The sequence below is a fragment of the Legionella wadsworthii DSM 21896 = ATCC 33877 genome (assembly GCF_000701265.1).
Lineage (GTDB): Bacteria > Pseudomonadota > Gammaproteobacteria > Legionellales > Legionellaceae > Legionella > Legionella wadsworthii.
Genome location: NZ_KL370762.1, coordinates 99,256 through 111,087, shown reverse-complemented (window position 1 = coordinate 111,087; position 11,832 = coordinate 99,256). Strand labels below are relative to the sequence as shown.

Below are 11,832 nucleotides of genomic sequence, written 5' to 3'. Positions count from 1 at the left end.
GTTGAAGATGGACACCTCCTTAAGGTAGGGGGAAATCTGGATTTTTTTGGTTAAGGATGTTGAAGATGGACACCTCCTTAAGGTAGGTGGAAGGCTGCATATTTTTAAGTAAGGAGGTTGAAGATGAACACCTCCTTAAGTTAGGTGGAAAGCTGGATATTTTAAGTAAAGGAGATTGAAGATGGATACCTGCTTAAGGTAGGTGGAAAGCTGGATATTTTTAAGTAAGGAGATTGAAGATGGATACCTGCTTAAGGTAGGTGGAAAGCTGGATATTTTAAGTAAGGAGATTGAAGATGGATACCTGCTTAAGAGTAGGTGGAAAGCTGCATATTTTTAAGTAAGGAGGTTGAAGATGAACACCTCCTTAAGGTAGGGGGAAGGCTGGATAATTTTTTGATTAAGTAGGTTGAAGAAGGATACCTTCTTTAAGCAGGAGGGAAGCTGGATACTTTAAGATGGGGAGGGTGAAAGTGGAGATATGTTTTTCTAGAGGATGAATCAACCACCTTTGGTCGATTTAGGAAAAGCGATTTCCTAATTACTTCCTGCCTACGCCCCGCGGCTTGTCCGCGTGGTCTTTTGTTTTAGCATAATTTCCTGAAACCCGCCGATTAACTCGAGACTTGAAAGGGGAAAAAATCGGAATAATCTCAATTAGGGTTGAAGGCTATAGAAAATCTTAGAAGTCTGCATTTCATTTGATGGTTAAAAAATGTTACAGTATTTCATTATTATTTAAACAGAGTGATGCAATGTTGGAAAAATATTTAAAAAAAGGGATTGATTACAAACGGACAATGGATACCCTAGATATAGGTATCCAATTAACTAAGGAAAAGAAAGAAGAGAAAAATGATTCTAGATATATCATACAACAAACCAAAGAAAAGGTTTCTCTGCTGATTCCCGAGTACAGTTCCTATTATGAAGGATCTTTAATATGGGCTAATAATCAAAAAAAACTAATCCAAGAATTGAACTCCAGAAGGGCACAGGTAGAACTAAACCACCAGGAACCCGAGCCATTTAAAGGGTCTCAAAGGCCATCTTGAGTCACATCATTTCAAATGAATAGAAGGGGAGAAAATATGACTGACAAACATTCGGTTCGACCTGAAGATATTTTGGCAGATGGAGTGGATAATGCATCCATCAATGGCAAAACAGTACGGAAAGGTACTGTTGCTGCTTTTTTGGCCAATATAGAAATTTTTGAAAAACCAACGAGTACAGCACAGCAAAAATTAGAAGCCATGGAAGCCATAAAAGAATTAGCTCCCGCAGTTATTTCAGTTGGTTTGCATCAACATGTTGTATTTAAAAATAGAGAAATCGAACAAATTCTAATGGATGCAGAATAAATTTTATTCAAAAAAGAAATCGGACAAGGACGCCTAAATACAAGTAGATAGCCTATACTTATGTATTGAATTGCTCATAAACCATTAACCTATGAATGCACCAACCTATCAAAGTCTGGCTTGGGCCCACCCCCTGGTACAGGAGTGGTTTATCCATAAGGTAGGAAAGCCAACTGAACCACAAGAACAGGGATGGCCATTGATATTATCGTCTAACGATACCCTGATTTCCTCTCCCACAGGTTCTGGTAAAACTTTAGCTGCTTTTTTAGCCTGCCTGGATGCATTAATTCGCAAAGCCTTATCCGGGAATCTGCAAAATATTACTGAAGTTTTATATGTATCGCCGCTCAAAGCACTGAGTAATGATGTTCAAAAAAATTTATTGGTTCCTTTACAGGAAATCACCCAATTAGCCAAAGAGCATGGTTATTCTATGGCTGAAATTCGTGTTGCAGTGAGAACTGGAGATACGCCGAATAGCGAAAGACAAAAAATGTTGAAGCAGCCACCACATATTTTAATCACTACGCCTGAATCATTTTATATTTTATTAACTGCCGAAAAAAGTCGCCTCAATTTAGCAAGTATCCATACGGTAATCGTCGATGAAATACATGCTTTAGCAAACAACAAGCGAGGTTCGCATCTCACTTTATCACTGGAACGTTTAAAAGCGCTTACTTTAAAACCCTTTATTCGTATTGGATTGTCTGCAACCCAAAAACCCTTGGAACAAGTGGCGCATTTCTTAACGGGTGCTAAAAATTCCAGGGTGAAATTGGTCAATATAGGGCATGAACGACAGCTTGATTTGCAGGTTGTTGTTCCAGAAAGTGAACTCGCTGCAGTGGCATCCAATGAGATGTGGGATGAAATTTATGAAAAAATTACCTGCTATGCACAGGAGAACCGATCGACTTTGGTCTTTGTGAATACCCGAAAACTCGCAGAACGGGTTGCACATCATGTGGGACAGCGTTTAGGTGAACATAAAGTTTTAGCGCATCATGGCAGTTTATCTAGAAAATTAAGGCTTGAAGCTGAAACAAAATTAAAAAAAGGTGAGCTGTCCGTTCTTGTGGCTACAGCTTCATTGGAATTAGGAATCGACATAGGCAGCATCGATCTGGTTTGCCAAATCGGCTCCCCTCGAGCGATTGCTACGGCACTGCAACGGATTGGACGAGCAGGACACTGGCATGCAGCAATTTCTAAGGGCAGAATTTTTGCGACCACAAGAGATGAGTTATTGGAATGTGCTGCCCTGGTTTATGCAATACGTCAAGGAGATCTTGATCAGTTAATTATTCCTAAAGAACCCTTGGATATTTTGGCGCAACAAATCGTAGCTGCATGTGCGACCCAAGATTGGGAGGAAGAGAAGCTCTTTCGCCATTTTAAAAATGCTTATCCTTATCGAAATTTAACCAAAGCAAAATTTGATGAAATTCTGGTGATGTTGTCTGAAGGAGTGAGTGGATCACGAAGCCGCTATGGCGCTTACATTCATCGAGATCAGGTCAATCATGTCATCAAGTCAAGACGAGGCAGCCGGCTTGCTGCGATTACAAGTGGCGGAGCCATTCCAGATAATGGGCTGTATACCGTCCTTGCGATGCCAGATAATGCTGTCGTAGGTACGTTGGATGAGGATTTCGCAGTAGAAAGTAATCGTGGTGATATTTTTTTGCTGGGAACCAATTCCTGGAAAGTACTTCGAGTTGAACCCGGACGTGTATTGGTTGAAGATGCACATGGAGCACCTCCCAGTGTTCCTTTTTGGTTGGGAGAGGCTCCTGCGCGCAGTATCGAGTTATCACTTCAAGTGTCGCAGATGCGTGAAAAAATAAGTGAGTTATTGCCAGAAAAAATAGCTCAAATCACAGAAATAAGAGATTATCCTGAAGTTAAAAGGGCAATCCATTGGCTCAGGAAACATTGTGGATTGGACTCTTCCGCTGCCGAACAATTGTTAGAGTATGTCCGATTGGGGCGGCAAATACTGAATGCAGTCCCTACCCAAACAACCGTCATTGCGGAACGTTTTTTTGATGAAAGCGGCGGCATGCAACTCATCATCCATGCCCCTTTCGGAGCCCGTATTAATAAAGCATGGGGTTTGGCTTTACGGAAAAAATTCTGCCGATCATTTAATTTTGAATTACAAGCAGCTGCGACAGATAACGGATTAAATATTTCCCTTGCAGAACAACATAGTTTTCCCTTATCGGACGTGTTTCATTTTTTGCATTCAAACACACTGAAGGATGTATTGACCCAAGCGGTATTGCAATCGCCTTTATTAGGAATGCGCTTTCGCGCAGTTGCCTCTCGTTCTTTATCCTTACTCCGGTTTCGAGGTGGTAAAAAAACACCCCCCCATATTCAGCGTATGCTCTCAGAAGATTTATTAGGGGCTGTTTTTCCAGATGCGGCAGCCTGCCAGGATAATTTAAATGGAAGGGATATCACCTTGCCAGAGCATCCACTGATAGAAGAAACGATGAAAGATATTCTCACAGAAGCTTTAGATATTGATGGATTTGCTGAAGTCATCCATGGAATTGAGACCAAGCGGATTACCTGCGTGTCAGTGGATACTCCGATACCCTCTGTATTTTCTCATGAAATTTTAAATGCAAATCCCTATGCATTTTTAGATGATGCCCCTTTAGAAGAAAGGAGGGCACGTGCAGTGGAAATGCGCCGGGTGCTTCCCGAAGCTTTGTTAGACGAAGTGGGAAAACTGGATCCCAAAGCGGTTACTGAAGTTCAAGAACAAGCTTGGCCTGATATTCGCTCTGTCGATGAATTACATGATGTCTTACAAACCGTAATTGTCTTTCCTGAAACAATCCGGATTTCAGAATATCAATCTTCTGTCCCTGCATGGAAAAATTATTTCAATGTGTTGCAGCAGGAGGGGAGAGCAGCCTTAGCTACCTTTGCAGGAATTAATTATTATGTTCCTGCAGAAAAAAAGAAATCTTTTACAGCGATTTTTCCTCAAGCCAGGTTTCATCATGATATGAGGGACATAGAGGAAGATTCGAGCTCAGCCGAAGAGAGCTTGCTGAAATCTTTGCGAGGTTGGTTATCCTATTTGGGGCCTGTGACTCAAAATTCCTTAATGAATTTCTTGCACTGTACCTCATCCGATGTAGCACATACCTTATTGAAATTAGAGGCAAGTGGGTATCTATTGCGAGGGAATTTTCGTGCGGAATGTCAAGGTGAACTGGAATGGTGTGAGCGACGATTATTGGCACGCATCCATAGATACACCACAGAATCTTTACGCAAACAAATCAAACCCGTGACCCGTACTCAATTTATGGCCTGGTTACTTAAATGGCAGCATGTAACAAAAGGTAGCCAGATGCGCGGTGAGGGCGGTTTACTGGAGGTAATCAAGCAATTACAAGGCTTTGAGCTTGCTGCAAATGCTTGGGAAACTCAAATTTTTCCTGCTCGGGTGCAAGATTACGATCTCGCCTTATTAGATAAACTCTGTATGAGCGGTCTTGTAGGATGGGGGCGCATATCACCCCATCCATCTATTAATATGACTGAGGAGTCAAATAAAAAAGCGAGGCGCCTTTCACCTTCCCGGAATGCGCCGATTACCTTTTTTGTACGGGAAGAAGCAGATTGGATCCAACCGCATGTCTTGTTGGAGCATATAGAAGATATTAGCAATTTAAGTCATCCAGCGCGTAATATATACCAGTTTTTACAAAAATATGGTGCGTCATTTTATGCAGACATTGTTCGAGGTACAGGGAACCTAAAAGTTGAAGTAGAAAATGGATTATGGGAACTCGTCGCAGCAGGTATGGTAACAGCAGACAGTTTTGATAATGTACGTACCTTAATGAATACAAAACGTAAATACCACAGCCGTCATCGACGCCGCCCATTATTTCCACTCAGTACAGGCCGCTGGTCTTTATTACATGTCCATGCGCAATCTGATAGTGAAAAACGTATTGAAGCAGCGTGCTGGATGCTTTTGAAAAGGTATGGCGTAGTATTCCGCGACTTATTGGCACGAGAAAAAAATATTCCGCGCTGGCGTGAATTACTCATTTGTTTTCGTCGACTCGAATTACGTGGTGAAGTTCGGGGGGGCCGCTTTGTCGATGGATTCCTGGGTGAGCAATTTGCTTTACCTTATGCCGTAGACTCCTTACGCGCAATGCGCAATGAGCCAATTGATCCTCTTCCACAAACCATTTCGTCGACCGACCCATTAAATTTAATAGGAATTGTATTACCGGGAGACAGAGTTTCTACTGCCGTAAAAGCAGAGATACGGCTTGTAGGAGGGCAATCTGTTACTTATATTTAATAGGAGCCTAAAAGGATGATTCATCAACATTCGAATGGGTATACTCTTTAATTAGCTCATCTCGTTTCATTTTAAGTTGATTGCTCAACCCTATTTGATATAAGCCTGTATTTTCAAATTGTTTGTATTCCCCAGGCAACTGGTTTAATCGTTTTCTGCTGTATTTTGCGATTTGTTCCAGAGTTTTGTTGGGCATTAATCTTCTGCCTTTGTCCATGACCATTTGTAATAAAGGTTCTTGTTCAACATGCTGAATTAAGAAAGATTTTTTGTTTTCGAAGGGGCAATAATCTTGCAAATCTTTTTCGCCCATTAAACCAATCACATCTAAACCTAAAAACTTGCCTTGATCCAATAATCTAAAAACTTGTTTTTTATAGGGTAAAGTAATTTTAACTTTTGACTCAGACAGTTTAAGGCGCGGTTTTTCATTGACAAGAGCTAATTTATAAACCCCATCCAGTGCAGCATTAGGGGCGCCAATCACTAAATTTGTACCGACTCCAAAAATATCTATGGGTGTTTTTTGTTCACGTAGAGCTCGAATGCTGTTTTCATCCAATTGGTTAGAGACCACAATTTTGACGTAATGCAAGCCGGCCTCATCCAGCATCTGCCGCGATTTTTTCGCTAAGAATTCTAAATCACCACTGTCTAACCGGATGGCTTGAAGACGATGGCCTCGTTTCTCCATTTCCTTTCCGACGCGAATGGCATTGGGTACACCACTTTCTAATGTTCTGTAGGTATCAACGAGAAGAGTGCAGTTATGGGGCCAGATTTCAGCAAAATCACGAAATGCAGTTAATTCATTATCATAACTTTGAATAAATGAATGGGCCATGGTTCCCGAGATAGGAATATCATAATCTCGACCTGCACTCACATTACTCGTTGCGTCAAACCCGCCAACAATTGCCGCACGGCTAGCAAAATAACCTCCGGGTCCTTGTGCTCTGCGTAAACCAAAATCGATTAATTTACAAGAGCCTGCCGCATGTCGAATTCGACTGGCTTTTGTTGCAATTAATGTTTGAAAATTTAATAAATTCAAGAGCACTGTTTCAATAATTTGTGCTTCAATTATATTCGCTTCAATAGTAAGAATAGGGCAGGTAGGAAAAATCAAATCTCCCTCCTGTATCGAATACACTGTTCCCCTAAATTGAAAATCTTTTAAATAAGCTAGAAAATCCGGATGAAACCCTTTTTCTTCTAAAAAATTAATGTCGCCCTGGCTGAAATGATAGTTCTCTAAAATGTCCAATAAGTCTGCCAAGCCCGCAAAAATAGCATATCCAGAACTGAAGGGAATTTTTCTAAAAAAATAATCAAAAACTGCGGTATTGTTTCTATGGCCTTTTAAAAAATAAACTTGAGCCATTGTGAGTTGATACTGATCAGTATAAATACCCGTGAAATCAAACATTGGGAAAATCATCCTTCTTGCAGCAGAAATATTCTAACTAAAAAAAGTATTTATATTGCCATAATAATGGAGGAAATACACAGTTTCATTCATAGAAAATAAGCTGTGGGAATCGATTTCAATTGATTTGTGTCTTGAAAAACAACCTTGTTTTAAATCATAAAGAGGTAATAGTAAAAAGTCATCGCTTGTGTCTATAGATTTAAAAAAATCTTTTTGTTATATATTTAAAAAAAATGTAAATAATTTGCATGCAATTAAAATACAAATCACTGACAGGGAGGGAAAGAATGAAGGTTTACGAGTTAAAAATAAAAATCAATGAATTATATAATGAATCTGTAATCACATCTAAAACAAATGCCTCTTTTGCTGCAAAATTAGTTGAGTTCACTGGCTCCCTGAATGATGAAGAGAGTATTACCCAGGAGATGATGGCTACCATTAAGGATATCTTCCATCAATTCTGGAAATGGGCAGCTGATCATTTGTCTTATGATCAATGGAAAGATGACAGCCAAGTGGGACCTTGGATCGCTTTGGAAAATTTTCTTGCCAAAGCAGGGGTGTTGCCTGCTGACTACCACCATCCAATATTATATGAATCTCTTTTAAACCATTTTAATGAATTAGCAGGGGATCACCTGAAAGCAAACGAGTTAATTCCTTTAATAATTACTGCCAGTCGTATGCTTGGATATAAAGAACAAGCAGAGGAAGGTTATCCCTGGCTACGTTTAAATCAATTCATCGTGGATCAAAAACCACAAGAATTACCAAAAATAAAAGACATCATGTTCTTGCTCAGGGGAGCCTTTTATTTGATGTACCGATTTTGCACAGTAGAACAACTCGCATTGCTTCCTTTTCTCATTTATTTTCGTCATCCTACGACCGATGAAGAGCGCCGTTCTGAGTTGGCCATCTTTAATTGGTTAGATCAAAAACCGGCACATTGCGTCGATTTTTTTAATAGATATGATGAATACATTGATTGCCGATCAATTACTTTTGTCAATGCACTCAAAAACATAGTGGATTGTATCCCTACAAAGCGAAGTGACTTTCTCATTGCGACCAATCGAAGCCGGTGGATTTATCCTTTTGTTCAAAAAGCCAGAGTCGAGCATGTAAGAGAAGATATCCTCGATAAAACAGTTCATTTATTAGAGGTAGATTTTGCTACACGAAAAGATCAGTCGGTAGGGGGCGTTTTGAATTTTATTGATGGGATAAAGCGGCAGGCAAAAACCTTAACGTGTCAAGAAGCGAGAATAGTTCATTCTGCAGCCTCTTTGCTATGTTTAAACACATATATTCAAAATCGTAAACAAGACAAACGCGATAAATACTCCTTTCTATCTATCTCGGGTGAGACAAAATGTGCTGCAGCTGAGAAAAAACAGTCTGCTGTTCGGGGCAAACCTAATCCTCTTAGTTTCTTCGAAACGATAGCAATCAATCAAGGACGCTTAAAAAAATTGAATCAATTCATTGAAGAAGATTCAATAATGAATTCAAAAGAGAATAAATCAATAATGAATTAAACTCTCTTTCATCGAAGCAGATTAGAACATACTATCCAATCTATTTTATTGGACGTGCAATAGATACGATTAGCGCATTATTTTTAATTTAAGCTAACTGTTTTATATAAAAATTTTTCAAATTGAAATTTGCTTTTCCATATCGGGTAACATATATTTATTATTAGCTTATATTGCCCTTAAAATTATTTTTAAGTCATTAAGAAAAGGAGTTCTTATGCGTATCCTCAATAAGCTTTCGATAGCATCGATGGTAACTATTTTGGCGGTTTCCCCCGTTTGTTTTGCTGCAGATGCCACTGATATTTCCGGGTCTTACAAATGTTCCTACCATGACCCTTTTACTACTCCCAATGATGGGACCGAAACCATAGTTTTTAAGAAAAATGGAGATATTTATAAGATTTCAGGTATCCCTACAGGAAGTGTATTTCCCTATTATGTGGGTAAAGGATTAATGAGTAAAGGAGGGAATGCCATAGGTTATATCTTTTGGCAACCTAAATCGCCTACGGTTACAACCATCCAGCTCTTCACTGTCAAACCTGATGGTTCTTTAGATGGGGTTTTTGCAGAAAGTAATAAGGATAAAGGTGGTACTGAAACCTGTACTAAAATAGCGCAACAACAATAGCGTATTTTCATAAATCTAATTATGTGAAAAGGAATTTATTATGAAAACTGTGATTAAAAGTGTTTATTTAATTGCTGCATTATCCCTACCGGTGCTCACGTCGCACGCGGACAACACTGGTCTAAATGATAACAATGCTTCGACAGATAATACAAATACTCCTACCAGCAATACGAATCCAACGGACAATACGAATTCAACTGGCAATATGAATACAAACAGCAATACGAATTCAATGGGTAATAACAATTCATCGAATACCAATTCGACCAGTAATACCAGTTCCTCAACAACGAATAACAGTACTACTTCCTTTTTAGGCGATTATCAATGTCAACGGATGGATTCATCTAATAACAATGTCACTAATTCACTTAATGTTTCAAAATCTGGGGATACTTATACATTACAATGGGAAAATAGTAATGGAGACCCTATACTTTATGGCACAGGAGTCATGCATCCCAACATGACTAATGTTGTTGCTTCTTCCTTCTGGGATCCCCGCAAACCAGATAATATTGGTATTCAAATGATTGAAATCAAACCCGATGGCTCATTGCAATCTAACTGGATTGTTCAATCTGACAATCAACTGGGTTCTGAGACTTGTACTCGTAACAAATAGATAATATGTAATCCAGGGGTTACGCTCGTAGCCCCTTCATTAACTGAACAATCCAAATTCCAATTGAGACGGTCAATCCTTGTGCACACTTATATGAAGTATCGGGCGAGCTGTGTGCCTAGAGGATTATTCTATAATTTTTTAGTTATTTTATAATACATAATGGCAAGGGGTTCTTTTAAAAAATATTTAGAGAAATATTTTTTTTCCAGCCAACATTTGCTCTTTATGGCTGGTGAAGTGAATACATTAAGCTTTAAATGTTTCGCCACCAGACGGGCTCTGGGGGAATGGAACGGTTCAGTAACCAGAATAATTGATTTGAAGTTTTTATTTTGGAGTATTTTTTTAGAATAGAGTAAATTTTCATAAGTTGAGGTGGAGCTGGTTTCGAGCAATATGTCTTTAGGAGGAACACCTAAAGATGATGCAATTTGTTCCATCGTTTGTGCTTCATTTGTTCCGTCTTCAAAATCAGTACCCCCTGAAAAAAGTAATTTAGGCGCGTATTTATCTTTGTATAGATTCACCGCATGTTGGACTCGAGCCACAAGACAAGGATTGTAAGAATTATTGCGATAAGCCTTTGCTCCAAGAACTAATATCACATCCGCTTGCTTTTTTTCATCATTTTCAGCTTGATTTACAAGATACAGTGCAAGAAGTGAATAAATGATTAGACATGTGAGTAAGGCTAAAACACCTAACTGAATACATAATTTAAAAGAGGTATACATGGGATGCATAAAAAAAGTATGAAGATTTTATTTTATGAATGCGGGCCAAAAAGAACAAGGTGCAATCTTGAAATTTCATATAGAAATGGGCCCGCCAGGCCCATTCATAAGAATTTCACACTTAATAGTGTTGATGGTAACGTGGGTAAGCAGGACCGTTTTCAACAATGATTTGATCTCCTGGAGGAGGAGTCCATCTATAAAAATTTTTCCAACGCGGTTGATGATGGCGATGATGGTAGAATTTATATCGAGGATAATCATGATCATAATAGTAAGCAAATGCTGTAGCTGTAGAAAATAAAGTCGCTGCACCCATTACTCCGCACAGCAATAATTTTTTTAGCATCTTGTATTCCCCTCTTTATTGTTCTTTCCCCATTTTAAATAATAACTGTAACAGGAATATAACAATGATATTTAATATTGTAACAAGGTTGTTACAATAATCATTTCACTTATGAATTGCCTTTACATATTAAAATTCGATGCGTTTTCGTGCTCTTCCAATATTTCATCTTTGTCAGAGTTTTTTGAATCCCAAGATTCTTTAGGTGTAGGAGGTTTGGAGAAAGAGACACTGGAACTTTCAATCACTATTTGGTGTAAATCAATCACATTATCAGTGACTCCAGGTGTCGTACACTGAGCTACTGCTTTTGCAAACAAATAATTAGCACATGGGCTAAAACAGGCTGCAACGACCAGGGTTGCAGGTATTGTACTAAGAAAAGTGAGCGTTGTTGAGAAGGATGCCCCACTTGCCCTTAGGATATAATATACTCCTAGATGAATTCCACCACCTAAAGAAGTCATAGTTAAAGCGGTACAGTTACGAAAAAAGCAGTTTTTTTCTAGATTAGTTGCTTTGTAATCTACTTTTTCCTTTCTTTTTGCTATTTTTTTTAAGTAAACTTCCTCTTGTTTTTGAACCATTTTTTGCAGGGGTTCGTTGACGTAAGTGTCTTCTATGGCAATAGGTAGTTCTTTATTTTTGTAAAAAGTAAAGAATTGAATGGGGTCACTTTTATATAGTGCTTTTGCGGACAAAGTTATTAATTTGGGTACTTGTTTTACTTTTTCTTTTTCTAACATCTATCCAATCCTTATCTGAAATAAATTACGCAGCATTATATATT

10 protein-coding genes are annotated in these 11,832 nt (G+C 38.8%); 6 read left to right on the top strand and 4 right to left on the bottom strand.

The window, feature by feature from the left end:
• Nucleotides 1-755: 755 nt before the first annotated feature.
• The 3 genes from BU07_RS0116555 (at nt 756) to BU07_RS0116545 (ending at nt 5,718) form a co-directional block, all read left to right on the top strand.
• Nucleotides 756-1,055, top strand: a complete 300-nt coding sequence (locus BU07_RS0116555; protein ID WP_133134489.1) for a hypothetical protein — start codon at nt 756-758, stop codon at nt 1,053-1,055.
• A 36-nt stretch (nt 1,056-1,091) separates the two neighbouring features.
• Nucleotides 1,092-1,364, top strand: a complete 273-nt coding sequence (locus BU07_RS0116550) for a hypothetical protein (RefSeq protein WP_031568026.1) — start codon at nt 1,092-1,094, stop codon at nt 1,362-1,364.
• Between the two features lie 91 nt (nt 1,365-1,455).
• Nucleotides 1,456-5,718, top strand: a complete 4,263-nt coding sequence (locus BU07_RS0116545; protein WP_031568024.1) for a DEAD/DEAH box helicase — start codon at nt 1,456-1,458, stop codon at nt 5,716-5,718.
• A 7-nt stretch (nt 5,719-5,725) separates the two neighbouring features.
• Here BU07_RS0116545 and BU07_RS0116540 read toward each other — a convergent pair whose 3' ends face one another.
• A complete protein-coding gene (locus BU07_RS0116540) occupies nt 5,726-7,147 on the bottom strand; it encodes a nicotinate phosphoribosyltransferase (RefSeq protein ID WP_031568022.1) in 1,422 nt (473 codons plus the stop codon).
• 290 nt (nt 7,148-7,437) lie between these two features.
• Here BU07_RS0116540 and BU07_RS0116535 point away from each other — a divergent pair, with 290 nt between their 5' ends.
• From BU07_RS0116535 to BU07_RS0116525, 3 genes are all read left to right on the top strand, one after another.
• A complete protein-coding gene (locus tag BU07_RS0116535; protein WP_031568020.1) occupies nt 7,438-8,694 on the top strand; it encodes a hypothetical protein in 1,257 nt (418 codons plus the stop codon).
• A gap of 217 nt (nt 8,695-8,911) precedes the next feature.
• A complete protein-coding gene (locus tag BU07_RS0116530) occupies nt 8,912-9,328 on the top strand; it encodes a hypothetical protein (RefSeq protein WP_031568018.1) in 417 nt (138 codons plus the stop codon).
• A gap of 40 nt (nt 9,329-9,368) precedes the next feature.
• Nucleotides 9,369-9,956, top strand: coding sequence for a hypothetical protein (locus tag BU07_RS0116525; protein ID WP_031568016.1), 588 nt, complete (start codon nt 9,369-9,371; stop codon nt 9,954-9,956).
• A 131-nt stretch (nt 9,957-10,087) separates the two neighbouring features.
• Here BU07_RS0116525 and BU07_RS0116520 read toward each other — a convergent pair whose 3' ends face one another.
• The 3 genes from BU07_RS0116520 to BU07_RS0116510 form a co-directional block, all read right to left on the bottom strand.
• Complete coding sequence (locus BU07_RS0116520; RefSeq protein ID WP_031568014.1) at nt 10,088-10,693, bottom strand: YdcF family protein; 606 nt, start codon at nt 10,691-10,693, stop codon at nt 10,088-10,090.
• 121 nt (nt 10,694-10,814) lie between these two features.
• Entirely contained in the window at nt 10,815-11,042 is a 228-nt protein-coding gene (locus BU07_RS0116515) for a hypothetical protein (RefSeq protein ID WP_031568012.1), read from the bottom strand.
• Nucleotides 11,043-11,164: 122 nt separating this feature from the next.
• Entirely contained in the window at nt 11,165-11,788 is a 624-nt protein-coding gene (locus BU07_RS0116510; RefSeq protein WP_051635644.1) for a hypothetical protein, read from the bottom strand.
• Nucleotides 11,789-11,832 lie beyond the last annotated feature (44 nt).